Origin of the sequence: Phenylobacterium sp. (assembly GCF_036495085.1) — a bacterium.
Lineage (GTDB): Bacteria > Pseudomonadota > Alphaproteobacteria > Caulobacterales > Caulobacteraceae > Phenylobacterium.
Genome location: NZ_DASXNL010000023.1, coordinates 59,480 through 80,194, shown reverse-complemented (window position 1 = coordinate 80,194; position 20,715 = coordinate 59,480). Strand labels below are relative to the sequence as shown.

General features: G+C 66.3%; 26 protein-coding genes and 1 tRNA gene. 9 read left to right on the top strand and 18 right to left on the bottom strand.

What is annotated here, in order from left to right; all coding sequences use genetic code 11:
* The first annotated feature begins 196 nt into the window (after window positions 1–196).
* The 3 genes from VGI62_RS03885 to VGI62_RS03875 are packed head-to-tail and all read left to right on the top strand — an operon-like array spanning window position 197 to window position 1,946.
* A complete protein-coding gene (locus VGI62_RS03885; RefSeq protein ID WP_331503078.1) occupies window positions 197–523 on the top strand; it encodes a PadR family transcriptional regulator in 327 nt (108 codons plus the stop codon).
* Window positions 520–1,101, top strand: a complete 582-nt coding sequence (locus tag VGI62_RS03880) for a DUF1700 domain-containing protein (protein ID WP_331503077.1) — start codon at window positions 520–522, stop codon at window positions 1,099–1,101. The genes VGI62_RS03885 and VGI62_RS03880 overlap by 4 nt, the downstream gene beginning before the upstream one ends.
* Window positions 1,098–1,946, top strand: a complete 849-nt coding sequence (locus VGI62_RS03875) for a GIN domain-containing protein (protein ID WP_331503076.1) — start codon at window positions 1,098–1,100, stop codon at window positions 1,944–1,946. The genes VGI62_RS03880 and VGI62_RS03875 overlap by 4 nt, the downstream gene beginning before the upstream one ends.
* On the opposite strand, the gene msrB is transcribed toward VGI62_RS03875, so the two are convergent.
* The 8 genes from msrB to VGI62_RS03835 all read right to left on the bottom strand — a co-directional run bounded on the left by msrB (window position 1,943) and on the right by VGI62_RS03835 (window position 7,765).
* Complete coding sequence (msrB, locus tag VGI62_RS03870; protein ID WP_331503075.1) at window positions 1,943–2,434, bottom strand: peptide-methionine (R)-S-oxide reductase MsrB; 492 nt, start codon at window positions 2,432–2,434, stop codon at window positions 1,943–1,945. The genes VGI62_RS03875 and msrB overlap by 4 nt on opposite strands.
* Window positions 2,435–2,544: 110 nt before the next feature.
* Window positions 2,545–3,141, bottom strand: coding sequence for a hypothetical protein (locus VGI62_RS03865; protein ID WP_331503074.1), 597 nt, complete (start codon window positions 3,139–3,141; stop codon window positions 2,545–2,547).
* A 122-nt stretch (window positions 3,142–3,263) separates the two neighbouring features.
* The gene (locus VGI62_RS03860) at window positions 3,264–3,707 is read right to left on the bottom strand and encodes a GNAT family N-acetyltransferase (protein WP_331503073.1); all 444 of its coding nucleotides are present in this window, start codon (window positions 3,705–3,707) and stop codon (window positions 3,264–3,266) included.
* Between the two features lie 130 nt (window positions 3,708–3,837).
* Window positions 3,838–4,818 (bottom strand): N-acetyl-gamma-glutamyl-phosphate reductase, encoded by a 981-nt coding sequence (gene argC, locus VGI62_RS03855; protein WP_331503072.1) that lies wholly within the window; start codon window positions 4,816–4,818, stop codon window positions 3,838–3,840.
* Between the two features lie 82 nt (window positions 4,819–4,900).
* Window positions 4,901–5,392, bottom strand: coding sequence for a 30S ribosomal protein S9 (rpsI, locus tag VGI62_RS03850; protein WP_331503071.1), 492 nt, complete (start codon window positions 5,390–5,392; stop codon window positions 4,901–4,903).
* 2 nt (window positions 5,393–5,394) lie between these two features.
* On the bottom strand, window positions 5,395–5,868 hold the full coding sequence (rplM, locus tag VGI62_RS03845; protein WP_331503070.1) for a 50S ribosomal protein L13: 474 nt from the start codon (window positions 5,866–5,868) through the stop codon (window positions 5,395–5,397).
* Window positions 5,869–6,017: 149 nt separating this feature from the next.
* Window positions 6,018–6,653: a cytochrome P460 family protein gene (locus tag VGI62_RS03840; RefSeq protein WP_331503069.1), complete on the bottom strand. Its 636-nt coding sequence runs from the start codon at window positions 6,651–6,653 to the stop codon at window positions 6,018–6,020.
* An 80-nt stretch (window positions 6,654–6,733) separates the two neighbouring features.
* Window positions 6,734–7,765 (bottom strand): COX15/CtaA family protein, encoded by a 1,032-nt coding sequence (locus tag VGI62_RS03835; RefSeq protein ID WP_331503068.1) that lies wholly within the window; start codon window positions 7,763–7,765, stop codon window positions 6,734–6,736.
* 106 nt (window positions 7,766–7,871) lie between these two features.
* Here VGI62_RS03835 and VGI62_RS03830 point away from each other — a divergent pair, with 106 nt between their 5' ends.
* From VGI62_RS03830 to VGI62_RS03820, 3 genes are all read left to right on the top strand, one after another.
* A complete protein-coding gene (locus VGI62_RS03830) occupies window positions 7,872–8,069 on the top strand; it encodes a DUF2842 domain-containing protein (RefSeq protein ID WP_331503067.1) in 198 nt (65 codons plus the stop codon).
* A 70-nt stretch (window positions 8,070–8,139) separates the two neighbouring features.
* Window positions 8,140–8,216, top strand: a tRNA-Pro gene (locus VGI62_RS03825).
* 249 nt (window positions 8,217–8,465) lie between these two features.
* A complete protein-coding gene (locus tag VGI62_RS03820) occupies window positions 8,466–8,810 on the top strand; it encodes a hypothetical protein (RefSeq protein WP_331503066.1) in 345 nt (114 codons plus the stop codon).
* Between the two features lie 63 nt (window positions 8,811–8,873).
* On the opposite strand, the gene VGI62_RS03815 is transcribed toward VGI62_RS03820, so the two are convergent.
* Window positions 8,874–9,314 (bottom strand): hypothetical protein, encoded by a 441-nt coding sequence (locus VGI62_RS03815; RefSeq protein WP_331503065.1) that lies wholly within the window; start codon window positions 9,312–9,314, stop codon window positions 8,874–8,876.
* 355 nt (window positions 9,315–9,669) lie between these two features.
* Between VGI62_RS03815 and VGI62_RS03810 the strand changes: the two genes are divergently transcribed.
* Window positions 9,670–10,869 (top strand): cytochrome P450, encoded by a 1,200-nt coding sequence (locus VGI62_RS03810; RefSeq protein ID WP_331503064.1) that lies wholly within the window; start codon window positions 9,670–9,672, stop codon window positions 10,867–10,869.
* Between the two features lie 525 nt (window positions 10,870–11,394).
* On the opposite strand, the gene VGI62_RS03805 is transcribed toward VGI62_RS03810, so the two are convergent.
* The 7 genes from VGI62_RS03805 to VGI62_RS03775 all read right to left on the bottom strand — a co-directional run bounded on the left by VGI62_RS03805 (window position 11,395) and on the right by VGI62_RS03775 (window position 15,945).
* Window positions 11,395–11,781, bottom strand: a complete 387-nt coding sequence (locus VGI62_RS03805) for a hypothetical protein (protein WP_331503063.1) — start codon at window positions 11,779–11,781, stop codon at window positions 11,395–11,397.
* 138 nt (window positions 11,782–11,919) lie between these two features.
* A complete protein-coding gene (locus VGI62_RS03800) occupies window positions 11,920–12,300 on the bottom strand; it encodes a MerR family transcriptional regulator (RefSeq protein ID WP_331503062.1) in 381 nt (126 codons plus the stop codon).
* A 14-nt stretch (window positions 12,301–12,314) separates the two neighbouring features.
* Window positions 12,315–12,617: an integration host factor subunit alpha gene (locus tag VGI62_RS03795; protein WP_331503061.1), complete on the bottom strand. Its 303-nt coding sequence runs from the start codon at window positions 12,615–12,617 to the stop codon at window positions 12,315–12,317.
* Window positions 12,618–12,767: 150 nt separating this feature from the next.
* Window positions 12,768–13,745 (bottom strand): beta-ketoacyl-ACP synthase III, encoded by a 978-nt coding sequence (locus VGI62_RS03790; RefSeq protein ID WP_331503060.1) that lies wholly within the window; start codon window positions 13,743–13,745, stop codon window positions 12,768–12,770.
* Window positions 13,742–14,806 carry a phosphate acyltransferase PlsX gene (plsX, locus tag VGI62_RS03785; RefSeq protein WP_331503059.1) on the bottom strand — a complete coding sequence of 355 codons (1,065 nt, stop codon included), beginning with the start codon at window positions 14,804–14,806 and terminating at the stop codon, window positions 13,742–13,744. Before plsX ends, VGI62_RS03790 begins: the two co-directional genes overlap by 4 nt.
* 90 nt (window positions 14,807–14,896) lie before the next feature.
* A complete protein-coding gene (locus tag VGI62_RS03780; protein WP_331503058.1) occupies window positions 14,897–15,418 on the bottom strand; it encodes a DUF177 domain-containing protein in 522 nt (173 codons plus the stop codon).
* Window positions 15,415–15,945 carry a ubiquinol-cytochrome C chaperone family protein gene (locus VGI62_RS03775; protein ID WP_331503057.1) on the bottom strand — a complete coding sequence of 177 codons (531 nt, stop codon included), beginning with the start codon at window positions 15,943–15,945 and terminating at the stop codon, window positions 15,415–15,417. Before VGI62_RS03775 ends, VGI62_RS03780 begins: the two co-directional genes overlap by 4 nt.
* Window positions 15,946–16,053: 108 nt before the next feature.
* Between VGI62_RS03775 and VGI62_RS03770 the strand changes: the two genes are divergently transcribed.
* Window positions 16,054–16,560: an outer membrane protein assembly factor BamE gene (locus VGI62_RS03770; protein ID WP_331503056.1), complete on the top strand. Its 507-nt coding sequence runs from the start codon at window positions 16,054–16,056 to the stop codon at window positions 16,558–16,560.
* A 242-nt stretch (window positions 16,561–16,802) separates the two neighbouring features.
* Here VGI62_RS03770 and VGI62_RS03765 read toward each other — a convergent pair whose 3' ends face one another.
* Together VGI62_RS03765 and VGI62_RS03760 are read right to left on the bottom strand one after the other, a co-directional pair.
* Window positions 16,803–18,929: a sodium-translocating pyrophosphatase gene (locus VGI62_RS03765; RefSeq protein ID WP_331503055.1), complete on the bottom strand. Its 2,127-nt coding sequence runs from the start codon at window positions 18,927–18,929 to the stop codon at window positions 16,803–16,805.
* 205 nt (window positions 18,930–19,134) lie between these two features.
* On the bottom strand, window positions 19,135–19,566 hold the full coding sequence (locus tag VGI62_RS03760) for a hypothetical protein (RefSeq protein WP_331503054.1): 432 nt from the start codon (window positions 19,564–19,566) through the stop codon (window positions 19,135–19,137).
* Window positions 19,567–19,751: 185 nt separating this feature from the next.
* Between VGI62_RS03760 and VGI62_RS03755 the strand changes: the two genes are divergently transcribed.
* A complete protein-coding gene (locus VGI62_RS03755; RefSeq protein WP_331503053.1) occupies window positions 19,752–20,711 on the top strand; it encodes a retroviral-like aspartic protease family protein in 960 nt (319 codons plus the stop codon).
* Window positions 20,712–20,715: the final 4 nt, after the last annotated feature.

Here is a 20,715-nt window from a genome sequence, read left to right as displayed (position 1 = left end):
GGGGCCCCAAAACCTCAAACCGGAGTTCGCGGGCCTCAGCGCCTCCCTCCGCCGCGCCTCTTCAGGGCGCGGTCCCCGTCCCCCGTCGTCCACGCGACCGGGCAGGAGCGTTACACGTTACTAAGGTTTAATGCCAGCTACCTTGTACCGCCCACTACCTTGCGATAGGTCTTCGCTTCGCAAGGAGGCGCCCGACGTGCCGGAGGCCATCGAAATCCAGCTGAAGAAGGGGGCGCTCGAGCTTTGCGTGCTCGCCCTCCTCTCCCAGCACGACAGCTACGCCTACGACATCGCCAGCCAGCTCTCCGAATCGATCGGTATGGGCGAGGGCACGATCTATCCGCTGATGCGCCGGCTGCAGAACGATCGGCTGGTGGAGACCTATCTGGTCGAGTCCCCGGCGGGTCCGTCGCGGAAATACTACCGGCTAACCGATGCCGGAAGGGCGAGCTTCGCCTCGCAAAGGGCCGCCTGGAGTTCGTTCTCCGGCGCGGTTCAGGGGATTCTTGGAGGGGTGAAATGACCCGTCAGGCATTTATGGCCCGATTGCGCGAGGGCTTGCGCGGCCTTCCGCCATCAGCCGTAGCCGACATCGTCGCCGACTACGAAAACCATTTCACCGAAGGAGCGGCTGCTGGGCGCAGCGAGGAAGACCTGGCCGCGGCCCTGGGTGATCCCGGCCGCTTGGCCCGTGAGTTGCGGGCCGAGCGCGGTCTGCAGCGATGGGAGGAAGAGCGCACCCCCTCCGCCGGCGCAGGTGCGGTCTTCGCTGTGCTTGGCCTCGGGGCGATCGACATCCTGTTCCTGCTGCCGATCCTGATGGGCGTCGGCGGGGCGATGTTCGGCGTTGGCGTGGCGGTGATCGCGGTGTTCTTCGCCGGCGGAGTCGTCTTCGCTGCGGGACCCTTTACCGGCGTTCCGGGGGGACCAGCCGCCGCGATCCTTGCCGGGATCGGCCTGATGGCCGGAGCTACGGCGATCGGAGCCGTGCTCGGGATCTGCACGATCGGCCTGGTCAATGCCCTCGTCTGGTACGGCCGCCTGCACTACCGGCTGCTGAAGCCGGCGCTCGAACCTCAAGCCGCTGGAGGGGTGCAATGATCCGTGTGCTCGTCATTATCGCCGTGACCGGTTTCCTGGTCTCGGTCGTGACCCTGTCGACGGCGGTCGCCATTGGGGGGCCGGATCTGTTGGCGGCCGGCGTCTGGAACTGGGGCCGCGACGGCATGTGGGACTTCAGTGACTATGGATGGGGCATGCGCGACCATAGCTGGGGCCACCACGGACGTTGGACTGAGGGGGGTGCGCCGGAGGGTCCGCAGACGACTCGTGAAATGGCCTGGACGGGGGGCGACACCCTGGAGGTCGATGTGCCGGCCGAGTTGACCTACACCCAAGCGCCGGGCGCCGGGAAACTGACGATCACCGGCCCGAAGGACGCAGTGGAGGCCCTGGAGATCGACGGCGACCGGCTGCGCTTTTCTGATGATCGCCACCACTGGAGCGAACTCACCATCGCCATGAGCGCACCCTCGGTCACCCGCTTCGACCTGCACGGATCGAGCAAGCTTGCGATCGAAAGCTATAAGCAGGACAAACTGAACCTCGACGTCTCCGGCGATGCAGCCGTCAGCGCAAAGGGCGAAGCCCGGACCCTGGCCTTAGCCATCTCAGGTTCCGGCGACACCGACCTGTCGGGCCTGAAGCTGCAGGACGCTGACGTCGACATCACCGGATCCGGCGAGGCGACCCTTGCTCCAACCGCCTCAGCGAATCTCAACATCTCCGGTGCCGGCGATGTCACGCTGCTGACCCATCCTGCCAAACTGGAGAGCAGCGTCACGGGCTCGGGGAGCGTGCACCAGAAGGACGGGGCCTCGACCTCAAACACACCTTCTGCGTCGCTCTCGCCGACGCCGTCACCCAGGCACAGCAAGCGGCTCTAGGCTGCGATGAACCTCAACGCCACGCCGTTGTTGCAATAACGCAGGCCGGTTGGCTTCGGCCCGTCGTCGAAGACGTGCCCCTGGTGTCCCAGGCATTGGGCGCAGTGGTATTCGGTCCGCGGCACGCCGATCGCGAGATCCATCTTCTTGCTCAGTGCGCCTGGAATGGCGGTGTAGAAGCTGGGCCAGCCGGTGCCGCTCTCGAACTTCCACTCCGATTTGAAGAGCGGCAGTCCGCAGCCCAGGCAGGCAAAGGTCCCTTTGCGATGCTCGTTCAGGAGCGGGCTGGTGCCCGGGCGCTCAGTGTCCTCGTGGCGCAGCACCCCGTAGGAGGCTGGCGGCAGGCGCTGCTTCCAGTCGGCGTCGGTCAGCTTGCGGAACGGCGAGGCTGCGTAAGCGTCGGCAGCGGCCCAGGCCAGGCTCGGAATTGCGTACGCGACAGCCGAGGCCATCAGGAATCCGCGGCGGGAAAGTGTCTCGATGCTCATGCCGGGAATTACGTGGCGCAGCCGTTGAAAGTTACAAGTCCTGTTCGATCTCAGGCCTGTTACGCGGGCAAACGGCCGGGTGGCCCGCCGCACTTGAGGCTCGCGCCGCCTTAGGGGGGTGCGCCTCGGGCGCCCTCAAGGAGTCCCGCCGCTTCGCCCTTGTCGATGACCGGGCCGCCGGGCCGGCGCACCTGGCCGGGCTTGAGGTCGGCCGGACACGGCCCCAGGCGGACCATGTGGCTGTCGTGCACCGTGGTCTTCGGCTCTCCGGTGACGGAGTCGAAGGCGTACGTCTCCGTATGGTTTCGCAGGTCGTTCGGCGTCCCGTCAGCAGTCATGTGGAAGCTGGCCCGCGCGCCTTTCGCCCGGTCGCACCTCATTTCGATATGGACGGAGCCATCCGTTCGCACCTCGCTCGTATGGCTGCACCCGGCTACAGGCGATGGCGCATCCGCCGGTCCAGCCTTCGCCCGCGCCTGGGCGGTCCTGATAGTCGCCGCCGGGTCCGTGCAACTCTCGAACACGCCGCTCATCTTGGCGTCGCCGGATATTGTAATCCGCGCAAAGAAGGGTGGCATGGCCTGGCGCTCGACGGGCGGGACGGGCAAGGGCGGGAAGGCCCTGGGCGCGACGGGCTCGGCGCCGATCAGCACGGCGCCTGCCGCGATCGTTCCCGCCACGGGGCCCCAAGTCACCACTCGTCGCATCATCGAGCCCCACGCTGCCGCTGCCGCCAGCGATGCATTCGGATCAGACGCAACCACTGCGCGCTCCTCAAGCTTTACCGTCAAGGCCGGGCCGACGCGAGGCAGCGCGGCGCACGGCCGGATTAAGCCGGGCGCCACTCGTAGAGGGCGTCCGGGGTCTTCTCCTCGTTGCCGGAGCCGTCGGTGAGTTCGAGCAGCACGAAGCCGCGGTCTTCGTAGAACCTGCGCGCCCGCGTATTCCGCTGGAAGGTCCAGAGCTTGCGGCGGCGGCCATCGGAGAGCGCGAGTGCGAGCAGCTGCGGTCCTAGCCCCTGCCCCTGGTGTTCGGGCAAAAGATAGAGGTGGTTGATCCAGCCATCATCGAAGCCGATGTAGCCCACCACCACACCGTCGGTTTCGGCGACCCAGACCTCATTGGTCGCCAGGAACTTCTGCGAGAAGAACCGCAGGTCCTCATCAGCCGTGTGCAGCTCCGGCAGGAAGGCGAGCGAGATGCGCATGGCCGTGCGGTGGACGGTGGCGATCGCCTTGGCGTCGTCCGCCGTGGCCCGGCGCAGCACTGTCACGCCCTATTTCACATCGAAGTCGAATTGAAGGGTCGGCTGATCCTCGAGCGTGGCGGTGGTGTGCAAGACCTTCATGGCGGCTCCGGGAAAGGCGGCCGCCAGCTAATCCGGGAGGAAGCTCAGGAGCAAGCTAGAGCCCGGCGCCCTCCTCGAGGCCCAGCATCAGGTTGAGGTTCTGCACCGCTGCCCCGGAGGCGCCCTTGCCGAGGTTGTCGAGCAGGGCCACGAGGCGAGCCTGGGTGCGCTCGGCGTTGGCGAAGACGTAGAGCTTCATGCGGTTGGTGCCGTTCAGCGCCTCAGGGTCGAGGGCGGCGACGTAGCCTGCCGCGCCGGCGCGGGTCTTCGCGAGCTCCGCGCACTCGCCCCCGCTGGCCACCTCCACGAACTGTTCGCCCATGTAGGCCGCCTGCAAGGCCACGTGCAGGTCGCTTGGGTCCGGTTTGCCGGGCAGCGCCCAGAGCTGCAGCGGCACTTCAACGATCATCCCCTGGGCGTAGCGGCCGACCGAGGGCGCGAACACCGGCGAATGCCTCAGCCCCCCGTGCTGCTGCATTTCCGGCAAGTGCTTGTGCGCGAGCGTCAGGCCGTAGACGCGAAAGGCGTCCTCGGTGCCGCCGGGCGCCGGGCGGCCCTCGAACTCCTCGATCAGCCCCTTGCCGCCGCCCGAATAGCCGGAAATTGCGTTCACGGTCAGCGGGAAGTCCGGCGGGATCAGGCCTGCGGCCACAAGCGGCCGCACCAAGCCGATGAAGCCGGTCGGATAACAGCCGGGGTTCGACACGCGCGTGGAGCCCGCGATGGCGGCGCGCTGGCCTGCGTCCATCTCGGCGAAGCCGTAGGCCCAGTCCGGCGCCGTGCGGTGCGCCGTCGAGGCGTCGACGATGCGCACGCTGTTCGACTGGACCAGCGAGACCGCCTCGCGCGCCGCGTCGTCCGGTAGGCAGAGCACGACGGCGTCGACGCCGTTCAGCAGCTCGGCGCGCGCGTCGGCGTCCTTGCGCCTCGCGGGATCGATGGAGACGACTTCCAGGTCGCTGCGGCCGGCCAGGCGCTGGCGGATCTGCAGGCCTGTGGTGCCGGCTTCGCCATCGATGAAGACTGTATGGGTCATAGCCTCGTGATCCAGACAAAGAGAAAGGGCGCTTCGGTTTCCCGAAGCGCCCTTCCGAAACGCGAGTTTTCGCGCGCGGCTGTTAGCGCTTCGAGAACTGGAAGCTGCGTCGGGCCTTGGCCCGGCCGTACTTCTTCCGCTCGACCACGCGGCTGTCGCGGGTGAGCAGGCCGTGCGGCTTCAGCACGTGGCGCAACTCGGGCTCGAAGTAGGTCAGCGCCTTGGAGATGCCGTGGCGGATCGCCCCGGCTTGGCCGGAGAGGCCCGAACCCTGCACGGAGACGACGACGTCGAACTGGCCAGCGCGGTCGGCGAGCTCCATCGGCTGGGCGATCATCATGCGCAGCACAGGGCGAGCGAAGTAGACCTCTTGGTCGCGACCATTGATGGTGATCTTGCCCTTGCCGGGCTTGATCCAGACGCGAGCGATAGCGTTCTTGCGCTTACCGGTGGCGTAGGAGCGGCCCTGGGCGTCGACCTTGCGCTCGTGGACGACGACGTCCTCGGCGGCTTGCGTGCCCAGGCCCTTCAGGGCGTCGAAACCGGTCGCTTCGGTGGTGGTGGCTTCCGACATGCTTACGCGCTCCGCACGTTCTTGGCGTTCAGATCGGCGAACGCGATGGTCTCGGGGTTCTGGGCGGCGTGCGGATGCTCGGCGCTGTTGTAGATGCGCAGGTGCGTCAGCTGCTTGCGGGCCAGCGGGCTTTCCTTGGGCAGCATGCGCTCGACGGCCTTCTCCAGCACGCGCTCGGGGAAGCGGCCGCCGAGGATCTTGCCGGCGGTCCGTTCCTTGACGCCGCCGGGGTGACCGGTGTGCCAGTAGTAGATCTTGTCGGTCAGCTTCTTGCCCGTGAATTTCACCTTGTCGGCGTTCACGACGACGACGACGTCGCCGCAGTCCACGTGCGGGGTGTAATCAGCGCGATGCTTGCCGCGAAGACGGTTGGCGATGAAGGTCGCGAGGCGGCCGACAACGGCGTTCTCGGCGTCGATCACGATCCACTTCTTCTCGACCTCGGCGGGCTTCAGCGAAGCCGTGGTCTTCATCATGGGAAACTCATCCGGATCTTTGGCAGGGGCAAGAAGGCCCCCGGCGTGAGCGGGCGCATATGCCGACATCGCCGAGCGCTGTCAACTCGTGTGCGCGGGAATATCGTCACGGTGTTGAAAATACAGGATTTTCTTGATGCGGTAGTATATTACCGCTTCTCGTCCTTCGGCTTGGCTTCCTCGGCCAGATAGGCGGCGCTGAAGGTCTTCTTCTCCTGCGCCTTGGAGATCAGCGTCGGGTAGAACTGCACAAAGGTGGTGTCCACCGCGCCGTGCTGCTCATGGCACTGGTTGCAGTTGGAGGTCTGAGGGAAGGCCGGCCCCGAGGGCCCCTCGCCCGTGAATGGGAAGAACGCCCAGCCGCTCGAAAAGCGCGCGGTGTCCTTGACATGGGCCTCACGGCCCATGACGGCGGTCTGGGTCAGGCCCTGCTTGTTGATCGAGGCCTTCGGCTCGGCCATGCGGGCTTCGAGCATGAAGATCGTCTTGTCCGGCCAGATCCCGGTCTTCTGGTAGGCGTCATAGGCCTCGCGATTGACGAAGACGTTGTCGAACATGTGGTGGTTCATGCCCGGCGCATCGGTGTAGGCCATGTCGAGGCCGCTCGAGAGATAGACCCAGGTCCGGTAGTCCGCCGGATACTGCAGCTTGCCGTCCGCGGTGTAGCTGATTACCGGCCTGGCTTGGGGCGTTTTCGTCTGCGCGTACGAGGCTTCGGTCACGGCGAGGCCGCCAGCCAGGGCGAGGGACAGCGCTACCGAAAAAATCCGAACCTGCGAATGCATGCCTCAGAGCCCCACGTCACCAACCGGCGCTCTTTGTGGACTCCCGCGCCGGCGTCCGCAATGACGCGGAACCCGCGATTTCAGACGCGCCGCACCCGCCAGGCGAACACGACGGCGACGCTCAGCGCCAAGGCCGCGGTCAACTGGTGGCCGACGCCAAGCCCAATGGGCACGCGCGTCATCAAGGCGGCGATCCCCAGGACGGCCTGGATCGACACCAGCAAGGCGACGCTGATCGCCAGCCATCTGGTCTCCTGGGCCAGGTAGTTCGCCTGCCAGGCGCCGACGGCCATGGTCACAGCCACACCCAGCAGCAGATAGGCGATAAGCCGATGATGCAGCTGCACTGCGCCTTGGCTGTGCGCCATCGTCGCCCAGAAGCCTGCGCCGAAGTAGTCCCCAGGCAGCAGGTGGCCCGCAAAGAGCGGCCAGTCGTTGTAGACCAGCCCGGCCTGGTTTCCGGCCACAAGGGCGCCCAGCAGGATCTGCAGGTAGATCAGCCCAAGGAGGAACAATGCTCCGCCACCCCACGGGCTGGGGAGCGTCTGCCGCGCGCGCCCGGACCATGCGTCGAGGGCGGTCCAGATCAGCGCCCCTAGGAGCGCGAAGGCGATGCCGAGGTGAATCATAAGCCGTTCGGGCGCGACATAGACGCGCGCATCCAGCCCGCTGGCCACCATCCACCAGCCGACTAGCGGCTCCAGCGCCAGCAGGAGGATGACCGCGCCAAACTGCCAAAGAAGCCGACGCGGCAACTCGCGCCGCAGGGCGAACCAGGCAAACGGGATGAGGAACACGACGCCGAGCAATCGCGCGAGGAAGCGATGAGACCACTCCCACCAATAGATGAAGCGGAACTGCTCCAGTGTCATATTCGGATTGACGAACCGGAACTGAGGGATCGCCCGGTACCGGGCGAACTCTGCCTGCCACTCCGCCGAGCCCAAGGGCGGGAGCACACCGGAGATCGGCCGCCACTGGGTGATCGACAATCCAGAGCCCGTCAGACGCGTCGTGCCGCCAACGACAACCATGGCCAGCACCAGGACGGCTACGATCAGCAGCCAGACGGCTACGGCGCGGGAGCGGTCGGAACGCAGGAATGAGGTCATGGGGCGGGGTTCGGACGCCGAGCAGGCTTAACTGCGGGCGGCCTACACCGGACAGGAAGCCTCGTCCACGCTTCCGCTGGCACGAGGAGGCGGCTAAGCACCGCCAATGAATCCCCGCCTGCGCAAACTGATCGGCCTCTTCGGCATCCTGGCATTCCTGTTGTTCTACGTGGGGCTGGTGGTCCGCATCGCCGCTTACGTCCCCGACCACGGCCCCTGGCAGCTCGCCTTCTACTTCCTCGCCGGGATCTCCTGGGGCCTGCCCATACTGCCGCTGATCTCGTGGATGAACCGCGAGCGCTAGCGACGAGGTCCTTTTCGGGATTGCAGCGACGATGATCGCCCGTCTATAAGCCGCGCTCGCCGCGAGGCGTCGGAGCGTAGCGCAGCCTGGTAGCGCACTTGACTGGGGGTCAAGGGGTCGCAGGTTCAAATCCTGTCGCTCCGACCATCGCGAAGTCGGAAATCCCCTAATAATTCAACCGCTTGCGGGGCGTTCGCGAGGAGCGCCCCGCTAGTGGCCGAGCGCGAAAATCGGCTCCGGGTAACACATGGGGTAACACATTGACGCAGGGGGCTCCCCTCCCCGCTCGGAGCCGGTCAGGCAGTCAAAAGCAGACCGAGCCGCATCGCTCTTGACCACGGACCGCGACCCGCGCGTGGATCGCCCGGCTAACGACCCCGATATCCGAGCTTCCCGATGGACTCTTTCGCGCGGCCTCATTCCCCGCCTGCCGACGCTTGGTTCAGAGCCCACGACGACTGGTTCGAGGACCCTTGTGCGACCGCCGAGGAACGCGCCGCGAGACGCCGCGACCGGCATCGGCGCTGGATCGCCAGCATTAGCGACGGGGACTGGGATCGGCTCGCCGCGCGCGCCGACGCGGTCATGGCCGGAGGGACCTTCACCCGGCTGGACGATCTCGACGCGGATATCGCTATCGGCGTTTACCGCGACGGCGAGCGTCACCAGCCGAACGGCGAGCGGTTGGGCGTCCTGAGGGGTTGCGTGCTGCGGGCGTGGCGGAAGGAACGGCGGCGTTAGCGTGCGGCTCGGAAGCGGACTTCCCGTGGGTCCGAGAAGGGGTGGATTGCGGTCCGATTGACCTCAGTACAGCACCCGATATTCGGCACCGTTGGAAAAAAGGCAAACGCCGCTCCCGTGGTGGATCTCGCGATCATGCATGACCTCGCAGTGAACGGTTGCGCCATTATCCCCCTGCATGTCGATGAAGGCGGGGTGGCCGTGCGTTATTGGATCACCGTCACTCGTGTACGCGCCCCCTGGTCTGTCGAGGCCGCGCGCCTTGCCGAGAGCGCCAAATGAACCGCCGACCTTTAGCTCAAAGCGCCCCTTCAGGACCTGACCGTCCCGAAGCTTGAGCCAGATCACGCCGTTTTCGCCTTGTCCCTCAATGTATGCACTCAGAGGCCCGAGCTCTTGGGCTTCGCGGTTTTGGGGGGAAAGAGCAAGAATACGGGACTGCATATCAGCGCCCATCAGAAGTGCGCCGGTAGCGAAGAGCGCCAATACGCCGATCCTGGCCACATTCGCTCTCATCGCTCTTCGCCCATGGTTCACGCTGCCGAGCCTTGCAGCAGGAGCGGCGCTCGATCCGCCCGCGACAATCCGGCAAAACCCGGAAGCGTCGGTGCCAAAGGGACCTACTAGTTGCGTCTCGGGGCGTTCTTGAACGTCCCGAGGGCGGACCGAGAGCTCAAATCGGCTCCGGTACCACCTGGGGTAACACGTTACGCTGACCCCTACCCTCGCCCCGCCACGCTTCGGCTCGGCGGCCCGGAGCGGCGGTCAGGAGATTCCTCTGAGGGTGCTGGGGCGCGGGCGTTGCCATCGGACTCTGCATGCCCATACTCGGGCGGCGACAAGCAACAGGGGGCTGGAATTGGCGGCGCTTCCTCCAGTCCTGGATGTCGATCCGTTCTCCGACGAATTCCTGGCGGATCCCTATCCCGACCATGAAAGGCTGCGCGCGGCCGGACCGGTCGTGTGGCTCGAGACCTACGGCATCTACGCCTCGGCACGTCATGCGGAGGTCCAACTGGCGCTCCAGGACTGGCGCACCTTTTCCTCGGCCGCAGGCGTAGGGCTGGCGAACATTGAGAAAGAAGCGTCATTCTTTCAGCCGCCGAGCCTGTTGCTCGAGGCTGATCCGCCGTTGCACCAGCGCACCAGGCCGGTGCTGGCGCTCGCCCTCTCGCCTTCGGCTTTGCGCGACTTGAGACCCAAGTTCGAACTCGAGGCGCACGCCCTCGCCGATCGCCTGGTTTCGCGCGGGACGTTCGATGGGGTGACGGATTTGGCTGAGGTCTATCCCATCCGCGTGTTCGCCGACGCGCTTGGGCTTCGCGAGGAGGGTCGCGAGCACCTGCTCCCTTACGCGGCGTTCCTGTTCAACGCCTTTGGCCCGCGTAACCCGCGGTTCGAAGCGACGCTCCGCGCCGGGGAGGCGGCGCGCGAATGGGTGAAGAGGCAGTGCAACCGCCGCGCCCTGCGTCCCGGAGGCCTGGGATCCCGCGTTTTCGACGCGGTCAACCGCGGCGAGGTCTCAGAGGAAGAGGCGGCCGTTCTCGTCAGATCGCTGCTCTCGGCCGGCCTGGACACAACGGTCTATGGCCTGGGCAACGCGTTGTTCGCCCTGGCGACCCATCCCGAGGCGTGGGCGCAACTTCACGCCCAGCCGGAGCTGGCCCGCACAGCGTTCGAGGAGGCGTTGCGCTTCGAGTCCGCGGTGCAGACCTTCTTCCGCACGACCACGGCCGAGACCGATCTCGGGGACGTGACGCTGCCGGCGGGCGCCAAGATTCTGCTGTTCCTGGGGGCGGCGAACCGAGACCCGCGCCGATGGGATGAGCCTGATCAATTCGACATTGCGCGCAAGACCTCCGGTCACGTCGCCTTCGGGTACGGCATCCATAGCTGCGTCGGCCAAGCCGTCGCACGCATGGAAGGGGAGATTGTCTTGAAGGCGCTGGCTGAACGCATCGAGCGACTGGAACTCGCGGCGCCCCCGGTTCGGTGCCTGAACAACACCCTTCGCGGCCTCGCAAGCCTACCTCTGAGCGTTGCGCCGAGACGACACTAGCAACTGGCTCAACGTCCGCAATGAACGGAGATCGCCAAGGTCGCTTCGTGTGGGTGGAAGGGGACGTCGCTGCGGGCTTTGCCTTCGCCCCCGTCGCAGTGAATCGTGCTCGGTCGGTCGTCTAGCCAACCCGCGCCTGAAGCAGGTACGGGGTCCGCGGGTAGCATTGGCTCCGCCGGGACGGCGACGTTCCGGCTTCGTGGCCGAGAACGCTCCCAACCTCGGTTGGGGGGTCCCTCGGGGACCTGCACTGTCCTGGGTATGGTTCGCAGGCGCTTTCGGTCGGCCGTAACCGGCTGTTCGAAGAGAGATACGCCGAGGCGTCCCGCGAATGGGTCATGCAGCAGCGGTGTACGCTTGGCTCTGCGACCCGGAATTCTGGGCGTCAGCCTTCGATGCCGCCGACAGCCGCGTCGGAGGAGACTTCGGCGCCTGCGGGCCTACAGCGGAAAGCGTCACCCCTGGTGTCCGGCACGCTCTGTCACCCGCGCCTCGATTACTGAGCTCGCGATGCGCACGCAGCCCTCAGGGCCCGCAGTTGGGGCCGCCGTTGCCATTCCCGTTGCCGTTGTTGCCCTTGCCGTTGCCGCCGCCGTTGCTGCCCTTACCGCCGCCGTTGCCGCTATTGCCCTGGCCGTTGCCGTGGCTTGTCCCGCACGAAGCTCCTGTCGGCGCCTCGGAGGCGGTCGTATTTCCGCCCGTTGAGCCGGCAGCGGCGACCGCCGTGAACATCGCGCTGCTATTGCCGATCGACCCGCTGATCGCTGAGCCGAGCGCCAAAGCGCCCAGCAGCACCGCGGCCCCGAAGCTCGCAAGCAAGATGGCGTACTCGGCTGCCGACGCACCAATCTCGGTCGTCTGAAAGCGCAACAGGATTCGCGCGGCTAAGGCCCGCAAGTCGATCAACGGCAAGGTGGTCCCCCGAACCCTCGGCCATGACCAAGCCGGTCCCGATCCGGCACGCGCCGGCGCGAATTGCGTCGGGGTCCGCAAGAACCGTGCCACCCACCGCCGGGTCGGCGCCGTATGCTTTTTTCGCCCGAACCGGGCTCAGCCGGAAAGCAGTTGGTCGAGTCGCTGCTTCGCAGCCTCTAGGTCCCGCAGTGCGCTCAACAGCCCTGCCTTGCCACCGTCTGAAACCGTCTCGGCGGCCGCCTCGCTCGATCCACCCGCGCCCACCAGCCGTCGGAGGCCCTCCTCCCGATGCAGCCGCTGGACACCCTTGATGGTGTAGCCCTCGTCGTGAAGCAGACGCCTGACCCCACGCAGCACCGCGATATCAGAGGGACGGTAGAAGCGCCGGCCGCCGGCCCGCTTCATCGGGCGGATGAACGCGAACTTGGTTTCCCAGAACCGCAGGACGTGTTGCGGCACGTGAAGCTCGTCCGCCGCTTCGGAGATAGTCCGAAAGGCTTCCGGCCCCTTGGCCACGGCCTAGGCGAGCCTCACCGCGCGAGGGCGCGATCGACCCGCGCCTTCATGACCTGCGAGGCGCGGAAGCCGATGACCCGACGCGGCTCGATGGCTGCGGGCGCGCCGGTCTTGGGATTGCGCCCCATCCGGGCGCGCTTGGACCGGACCTGGAATACGCCGAAGCCGGAGAGCTTGACCTGTTCGCCTTGCTCCAGAGCGACCGACATCAGTTCGAGCACACGCTCGACCAGTTCACCACAGTCCTGCCGCGTGAGCCCGACTTCCTCGTGGACCGCTTCACAGAGATCCGCCCGCGTAACTGTCGCGCTTTTCATTCTCGCCCGTTCCCCCGTAGCGATAGTGTCACCGTGCCTTGATTGTCCCAGCACGTCAAAGACTTCAAGCGTCCGATTGTTGATCGTCGTTAAGAAGACGCACGCCCGCCGGGCTTGCGCCAGGCCAGCAGATCGCCAAAAGCCGACGAGTTACAGGCGCAGCACGCACGCGCCCCACGTCAGGCCCCCGCCCATCGCCTCCAACAGCAACATCTGACCAGGCTTGATCCGCCCGTCACGAACGCCCTGGTCCAGGGCCAGTGGAATCGAGGCCGCCGAGGTGTTGGCATGCTGGGCAAGCGTGGTGATGACCTTGGCTTCGTCGATGCCCAGCCGCCGGGCCACCCCCTGCAAGATGCGGATATTGGCCTGGTGGGGGATGAACCAGTCGACGCTCGCCACCTCAATACCGGCGTCGGCCGCGGCCGCGGTCACCGCCTCTGAGATGTTCACCACAGCATGGCGGAACACCTGGTTCCCCTGCATGCGGAGCTTGCCGACCTGGCCATTCGTCGAGGGGCCACCGTCGACGAACAGAAGTTCCTGCTTGGAGCCGTCGGCGCGCAGCGCAAAGCCCAGGAGGCCGCGGTCGGCGGTAGTGCCCTCACCTGCCTGAGGTTCCATGACGACGGCCCCGGCCCCGTCGCCGAACAGCACGCAGGTGCCGCGATCGGTCCAGTCCATGAGCCGCGTCATGGTCTCGGCGCCGATCACCAGCGCGCACTTGGCGCGGTTGCGCGCCACAAAGCCGTCGACGACCGACAGGGCGTAGACGAAGCCCGAACAAACCGCCTGGACGTCGAAGGCGATTCCGACGGGGCAACCCAGCTTGCGTTGCACGATGGTGGCTACAGCCGGGAATGTCAGGTCGGCCGTGGTGGTGGCCACGACAATCAAGTCCACGTCGTCGGGCGTGCGGCCTGCGGCTGCAAGCGCGCGGCGCGCGGCGGCGACAGCTAGATCAGAGACCGGCTGGTCATCGGCGGCCTGGTGGCGCTGGCGGATGCCGGTACGCTCGATGATCCATTCGTCCGAGGTGTCGACGAACTTGGCGAGGTCGTTGTTGGTCACGACGCGTTCTGGCAGGTAGCCGCCGACCCCAGTTACTACGCTGCGCAACAGGCTCACTCGTGGGCTCCTTGAGCGACCTCGGTGGCAGTCGCAGGCTCGGCGAGCGCTTCGGGCAGCCGCCGCATGTTCCGTTCGATCTCAGAGGCGAAGTCGCTGCGGGCCAGGTCGGCCGCAAGCCGAACCGCCTGGGCGAAGTCGCGGTCGCTGGCCCCGCCGTGGCACTTAAGCACGATGCCGTTCAGGCCTAACAGCGGCGCGGCGGGCGTTGGGCTCAGTCGATCGCGGAACCGCAGCAGCGCTGAGCGTGCGAGGACGGCCCCAACCGTCGCGGCGAAGCCCGAGGTCAGGGCGTTGCGAAGCTCGTTGTTCATGAACCGGGCTGCGCCTTCCATGGCCTTCAGGGCGATGTTGCCCGTGAAGCCGTCGGTGACGATCACGTCGACCGCGCCGCGGGTGATGTCGTCGCCTTCGACGAAACCGCGATAGTCGAGATCGATCTTGCCTTCACGCAGCACCCGGTTGGCCTCGCGCACCTCCTCGTGGCCCTTCATCTCCTCGGAGCCCACGTTGAGGAGACCGACAGTAGGCCTTGGCACCCCGTGTGCAGCGCGATGGTAGGCCTCGCCCATGATGGCGAACTCCACCAGCCGCTCGGCGTCGCAGTCGATGTTGGCGCCCACGTCGAGGAAGGTGGTCACCGAGCGCGCGGTCGGGATGCTGGTCACCAAGGCCGGGCGCTCCAGCTCGGCGCTCATCCGCAAGATCAGCTTGGAGATCGCCATCAGGGCGCCGGTGTTGCCGGCCGAGACTGCGGCTGCAGCGTGGCCCTCGCGTAACGCCTCGACGGCGTTCCACATGGAGGTGCCTTTGCCGCGGCGAAGAGCCTGCGCGGGCTTCTCGTCCATGCCGACGACCCGATCGGCGTGACGAATTTCCACCCGGCGCGCCGCATCAGGATGTTTCGCGAGTCCTGCGGCGATCGCAGCCCCGTCACCGTGCAGGAGGAAGCGGACGTCTTGGGGGAGCGCGGAGATCGCGCGCACCACCGCGGGGATCACCACGGACGGCCCGTGGTCTCCGCCCATGGCGTCGATGGAAATCACCAGTGGCTGGGTCAAGGCGGCGCTATGGTCCTTCGACGGGTCCCGCCGGATTCGGTCGCGACGATAGCGCCCGGGCCCGGCAAAGCAAACAAAGGCCTTAAGGCTTCAGGGCTTGTCGCGCTTCAGTTTCTTGAGCACGGCGAACGGCGACTCCGGCTCGTCACGCGGCGTGTAGTCGAACGTCGCGCCCGGCTTGCGCGCAAAGGGGTCGATTTCCAGCGCCAAATGTTCGACCACATAGGCCGCCAGATCGATGATGTCGCTCTCCAGGACGTCCGGAGGATCGGGGGCGTCGGGGTCGTATTCCAGCTCTCCCCCATCCGGCTGGGGCGCATGCGGGCTGTCGGCGGGCACGAGCCGTATGCCGATCCGGCCAGCGAGCGGGTGTTCGAAGGCTTCGAGCGACACCGCGCAGATCTGCTCGACGACAGCGTCGAAGCCACCGGTGATCTCCGCGCCGTCGAACCAGGGTTTGACCGCAAGTTGAACCGTAAGGGCGGGGAGCGATTCCAAGCCCAGGTCGTAGGCGAGCTTGGCTCGCTGGGCCGCGTCCGGCTCCAGCCTCACGCTCAGTGCGCCACGGGCAAGCTCGTGCAGCCGTACGCGTGTGTTCCACGGCTGGCTCATGCCGCGTTCCAGGAGACCTCGCCGGCCTGCAGCCGCTCGAGCGGCTGTGTCGCAAGCGCCGCGCGCTGATCGAGGACGTAGGCGACGAGGTGGGGCGCGGCATGCGAATCGGCGTCCGCATAGACCGTACGCGTCAGCAGCGCCTGTAGCGCGGCTGTGTCCGGCAAGGAAGCAAAGGCGCTCTCGTACGATTTGCCTCGGCCGTAGAAGGCCTCGCCCAGCTTTCGCATCTTGCGCCCGACCGAAAGGTCGCCGACCCCCATCTCGCGAAGCGCGTCGTCCAGGCCCTTCACATAGGTGTCGAAGAGGCTCTGCGAGACGTCCGCCGCCGGCTCGCCCAGTCCCCGCAGGCGGTCCAGCAGAAGGACGACGTGCAGGCTGTAGACCTCGAACCTTCCCTCGACGGTGTCCGGCGCGCCGAACGCGGAATAAAGCTCAGGGCGACGCGATTGCTCGACGGCGAGGGCGTAGAGCGCCCGGCCGGCGAGGAGCGCCGCGCGCGGTCGGAACAGACGGTCCAGCAACATCACGCCTCGTTTTCGCCCGATCCATTCCATAAAGCCGCATTGAACTAAGGGCCGAGCGACGATAGGTCAAAGGCCACGAGTGTCCCGAAGTAGGTTCAAACGCCGCAGATGTCCTCAAGAGCCGCCTTCGCCGCCCTCACCGCGGGCCTGCTGATCCCAGCCGCCGCTGCGAGCCTCTCGGCTTGCGCCCCAATCACCAGCTATTCCGGCTTCCAGGCCATCGAGTCGGATCCGAAAGACGTGAAGATCGGGACCGACACCAAGTCGACCGTGCGCACGCGGCTTGGTTCGCCCTCGGCGACCGGTACTTTCGACTCGAACACTTGGTTCTACATGAACCAGCTAAAGTCGCGCGTCGCGTTCAGGCGGCCCGAGGTGATCTCCCGTAACGTCACGGCGATCAGCTTCAACAAGGACTCCGAGACGGTCGAGTCGGTCAACAGCTACACCCTGAAGGATGGCAAGGTCATCGCCTTCAACGGGCGCGAGACGCCCACGCGCGGCCGCGAGTTGACGATCCTCGAGCAGATCCTCGGCAACGTCGGCCGCGGCTCGATGCTGCCGCAAGAGGACGAGACCGTCCCCGGCAACCGCCCCGGCGATCGTCGGAACTAGTCCAGATTCACCGCCTCGTCTCTCCTCCTGGGGAAGGGAGAAGTCGCCTTAGGGCCATGTTTTAGGCGCCGAGCTCAAGCGTTGGATCCCCCCATTTGGCCGCTACACCTCGACCTGTCCGGAGGTTCGCTCGGTCGAGCCTTCCCCGGCGAGGGATGACGCCCACGAAAAAGCGCCCCGGAGAGCAATCTCCGGGGCGCCTTCGTTTCAGCCATTCGCCTCCGCGACGAGGCGCGCGGCGATCAGTGGATCGCGCCGTGGGCCAGGACCGCCAACAGCAGCAACGCCACGATGTTGGTGATCTTGATCATCGGGTTCACGGCCGGACCGGAGGTGTCCTTGTAGGGGTCCCCAACGGTGTCGCCCGTGACGGCCGCCTTGTGGGCCTCCGAGCCCTTGCCGCCGTAGTGGCCCTCTTCGATCAGCTTCTTGGCGTTGTCCCACGCACCGCCGCCTGAGGTCATCGAGATAGCGACGAAGAGGCCGGTGACGATCACGCCCATCAGCATGGCGCCCAGCGAGGCGAAGGCGTCAACCTTGCCAGCGATGGCCTTGATGATGAAGAACAGCACGATCGGGCTGAGGACCGGGAGCAGAGAGGGCACGATCATTTCCTTGATCGCCGCCTGGGTCAGAATCGCGACGGCGCGGCCGTACTCGGGCTTCACCTCACCCGTCATGATGCCGGGGTTCTCGCGGAACTGACGGCGGACCTCCTCCACGACCGATTCAGCCGCACGGCCCACCGCGGTCATGGACAGACCGCCGAAAAGGAAGGGCAGCAGGCCCCCGAACAGCAGTCCCACCACGACGTAGGGGTTGGAGAGGTCGAAGGCCACAGCGCCCAGATGGTCAAAGAAGGTGCCAGGCGCCGCGTTGGCGGCGAAGAACTTCAGGTCCTCGGTGTAGGCCGCGAACAGCACCAGCGCACCCAGGCCGGCCGAACCGATGGCGTAGCCCTTGGTCACGGCCTTTGTGGTGTTGCCGACGGCGTCGAGCGCATCGGTCGTGACCCGGACCTCCGGCGGAAGGCCGGCCATCTCGGCGATGCCCCCGGCGTTGTCGGTCACGGGGCCGAAGGCGTCCAGCGCCACGATGAACCCGGCGAGCGACAGCATCGAAGTGGTTGCGATGGCGATGCCGAACAGCCCCGCCAGGTTATAGGTGACGATGATCCCGATGATGATCGTAAGGGCAGGCAACGCCGTCGACTCGAGCGACATGGCCAGGCCCTGGATCACGTTCGTCCCGTGGCCGGAGACCGAGGCCTTGGCCACCGACTTCACCGGTCGAAAGCCCGTGCCGGTATAGTACTCGGTGATCACGACGATGGCTGCGGTGACCGCCAGGCCGGTGATGCCGCACCAGAACAGACTCATTCCGTCGAAGCTCTTGTCGCCCACGGTCATGGTGCTGGTGACCAGCTTGCTGATGACCCAATAAATCGCGCCAACCGACAGTACGCCGGTGACGATCAGGCCCTGGTAGAGCGCGCCCATGATGTTGTTGGAGCGGCCCAGGCGGACCGCGAAGGTGCCGATGATCGAGGTGACGATGCACACGCCGCAGATGGCCAGCGGTAGCAGCATCATATTCGATACGATTTCCTGGCCGCGGAAGAAGATCGCCGCCAGCACCATCGTGGCGACGGTGGTCACCGCATAGGTTTCGAAGAGGTCCGCCGCCATGCCGGCGCAGTCGCCAACGTTGTCGCCGACGTTGTCGGCGATGGTCGCCGCGTTGCGCGGGTCGTCTTCCGGGATGCCGGCCTCGACCTTGCCGACCATGTCACCGCCGACGTCGGCGCCTTTGGTGAAGATGCCGCCGCCCAGACGGGCGAAGATCGAGATGAGGCTGGCGCCGAAGCCCAGGGCGATCATCGAGTCCTGCACTTCGCGGCTGGTGTTCTCGTGGCCCAGCGGCCCGGTCAGCACGGCGTAGTAACCCGCGACCCCGATCAGCGCGAAGCCCGCCACCAGCATGCCGGTGATGGCGCCCGAGCGGAACGCCAGCGACAGACCCTTGGCCAGCCCCTCGGACGACGCCTGGGCGGTTCGCACGTTGGCGCGCACGGAGATCAACATGCCGACGAAACCCGCGGCGCCCGACAGGATGGCGCCCGTGGCGAAGCCGATGGCCGCCAGCGGACCGATCAGGAAGAAGACGGCGATCAGGATGACCACGCCAACCACGCCGATCGCGGTGTACTGCTTGTTCAGATAGGCCTGCGCACCCTCTTGGATGGCGGCGGCGATTTCCTGCATCTTCGCGTTGCCGGGCGAAGCCCGCAGCAGCGAGGCTGTCTGCGCAGCGCCATACAGCACTGCAAGCAAGCCGGCGGCTATCACCAGCATCAAAGTAACACTCATTTTCGTGCGCACCCCTTTTGCGATCGCGCGGACCGAGGTCGACGACCGTGTGACGACACGGCCCCGGCTCGTTTCCAGCCCCTAAATTTCCCAAGAATCAGGGCGCGCCCTCTTCGCGGCCCTGCGGCAAGAGGCCGGAAAGTGCCAAAGTTGTCTCGCACGCGCAACCTGCGGCGCCCGGCGCGGTTCGGGAGCCTCCCAGGGCCTAGGCTCCTGGGGTGATGACGCTCTTCTGTGGAGCTTGTGAGGTCACCACGACCGAGCTCACCACGTTGGGGCCGGTGATCGCCGCGGCGTCGCGGGTCAGGGCCGCCACGAGCTTGGCCTCGTCAACCCTTTTCCAGTCGTTTGGCACGACAAAGGGCGTGCGGTGCCCCTGGCGGACCAGGGCGTCGCGGAACATCGGTTCCTTGTCCCGCACCCTGGCGATGTCGACACCGTTCCTGAAGTTCACACGGACATAGACGAACACGTAGTTGACCAAGCGGCCCTGGACGACGATCGGCAGGGCGACCGGTTGCAGATCGACATATTGCCCGACCTCCCTGGACTTCTCGGCCGCGTGCGCTGGGCCAGTGAGGGTCAGCAGGGCGAGGGCTAACGTCAGGGCGCGGTATGACATGCCTGAGGATAGCATCGCCCGGTTTCCGCAATATTGAGGCCAGGGGGTGCTTCCCACTCCCAGTGCCGACGGGTGGGAGTAGCCGGAAGCGCTCTCGACTTTTGGCTGACTTGCCAAAAACCGGTCGCCATAGCCTCCAGCGTGACCGCAGGTCCCCCAGGTGATATCCTGCCGCAGCCTTATGGGCAGGAGTTGGAGCCATGCTTCCGAACCGCCGACAGGCATCCGGCAGCCTGCTTGCCGCCTGCGCCGCCTCCCTCACCGTTTCCCGCGCCATCGCCCAGGTCTCGACCGATCGCCCCGCCGTCGCCGATGAGGCGCCGACCCAGGTCAATACGGGTCACGACGCTTTCGAGCATATGATGGGGCCCGTCACCATCAACGGCCAGGGGCCGTTCCAATTCCTGGTCGACACCGGCGCCAATGTTTCTTGCATCTCCAGGGACCTCGCCCAGCGCCTTGCGCTCCCCGATCTCCCGCCCTCCCGGGTGCATACCATCGTCGGAGTCCGTGAACGGCCAGGCGTCCTGATCGATCAGTTGCGGGTCGGCGAGCGCAACCGAAAGGGCGTGCACGCTACGGTTCTGCCGCTCGACGACGGGCTGGAGGGGGTGCTCGGGATCGATTGGCTGTCCGGCCAACGCCTGGAACTCGGCTTCAAGGCGAAGAACCTGGCGATCACACGCTCCAGAGCTGATTTCTCGACCCAGGGCAGCGCGGTCGTTCCCGCTCGGCGCCGGCTCGGCCAGTTGACCATCGTCGACGCCGACCTCAGCGGCAAACACATCAGCGCCATGATCGACTCCGGCGCGCAGATGACCATGTGCAACGCCGCCCTGCGAGAGATCGTGGCCGAGGTGGATCGCCGCAAGTTGCGCGTCGAACCCTACCAGCGCCTGCGGATGGAGAGTCTGGTCGGCGAGCAGTTCTGGGGCGACCTTCTGTACATCCCCTTCATGCGCTTGGGCGGCCTGCACCTCGGCAATGTGCCGGTCATCTATGCCGATCTGCACGTGTTCGACATCTGGGGCCTGAAGGACAAGCCGGCCGTCATGCTCGGCATGGACCTGCTCACCCAGTTCGATGCGGTGGCGATGGATTTCGGCCGCTCACAGGTCCGTTTCGACGTCAGCGAGCCGGGCCGCCCGAAGGCCGCATGAGCTA

What these genes read in the sequence shown, in the direction of transcription:
- VGI62_RS03770 (WP_331503056.1), top strand. Translation starts at nt 16,054, where the DNA reads ATGTCCTCAAGAGCCGCCTTCGCCGCCCTCACCGCGGGCCTGCTGATC.
- VGI62_RS03820 (WP_331503066.1), top strand. Translation starts at nt 8,466, where the DNA reads ATGGACTCTTTCGCGCGGCCTCATTCCCCGCCTGCCGACGCTTGGTTC.
- VGI62_RS03780 (WP_331503058.1), bottom strand. Translation starts at nt 15,418, where the DNA reads ATGAGCCAGCCGTGGAACACACGCGTACGGCTGCACGAGCTTGCCCGT.
- VGI62_RS03835 (WP_331503068.1), bottom strand. Translation starts at nt 7,765, where the DNA reads ATGACCTCATTCCTGCGTTCCGACCGCTCCCGCGCCGTAGCCGTCTGG.
- VGI62_RS03755 (WP_331503053.1), top strand. Translation starts at nt 19,752, where the DNA reads ATGCTTCCGAACCGCCGACAGGCATCCGGCAGCCTGCTTGCCGCCTGC.
- rplM (WP_331503070.1), bottom strand. Translation starts at nt 5,868, where the DNA reads ATGATGAAGACCACGGCTTCGCTGAAGCCCGCCGAGGTCGAGAAGAAG.
- VGI62_RS03830 (WP_331503067.1), top strand. Translation starts at nt 7,872, where the DNA reads ATGAATCCCCGCCTGCGCAAACTGATCGGCCTCTTCGGCATCCTGGCA.
- VGI62_RS03875 (WP_331503076.1), top strand. Translation starts at nt 1,098, where the DNA reads ATGATCCGTGTGCTCGTCATTATCGCCGTGACCGGTTTCCTGGTCTCG.
- VGI62_RS03865 (WP_331503074.1), bottom strand. Translation starts at nt 3,141, where the DNA reads ATGCGACGAGTGGTGACTTGGGGCCCCGTGGCGGGAACGATCGCGGCA.
- VGI62_RS03795 (WP_331503061.1), bottom strand. Translation starts at nt 12,617, where the DNA reads ATGAAAAGCGCGACAGTTACGCGGGCGGATCTCTGTGAAGCGGTCCAC.
- argC (WP_331503072.1), bottom strand. Translation starts at nt 4,818, where the DNA reads ATGACCCATACAGTCTTCATCGATGGCGAAGCCGGCACCACAGGCCTG.
- VGI62_RS03880 (WP_331503077.1), top strand. Translation starts at nt 520, where the DNA reads ATGACCCGTCAGGCATTTATGGCCCGATTGCGCGAGGGCTTGCGCGGC.
- VGI62_RS03765 (WP_331503055.1), bottom strand. Translation starts at nt 18,929, where the DNA reads ATGAGTGTTACTTTGATGCTGGTGATAGCCGCCGGCTTGCTTGCAGTG.
- VGI62_RS03775 (WP_331503057.1), bottom strand. Translation starts at nt 15,945, where the DNA reads ATGTTGCTGGACCGTCTGTTCCGACCGCGCGCGGCGCTCCTCGCCGGC.
- VGI62_RS03760 (WP_331503054.1), bottom strand. Translation starts at nt 19,566, where the DNA reads ATGCTATCCTCAGGCATGTCATACCGCGCCCTGACGTTAGCCCTCGCC.
- VGI62_RS03840 (WP_331503069.1), bottom strand. Translation starts at nt 6,653, where the DNA reads ATGCATTCGCAGGTTCGGATTTTTTCGGTAGCGCTGTCCCTCGCCCTG.
- msrB (WP_331503075.1), bottom strand. Translation starts at nt 2,434, where the DNA reads ATGAGCATCGAGACACTTTCCCGCCGCGGATTCCTGATGGCCTCGGCT.
- rpsI (WP_331503071.1), bottom strand. Translation starts at nt 5,392, where the DNA reads ATGTCGGAAGCCACCACCACCGAAGCGACCGGTTTCGACGCCCTGAAG.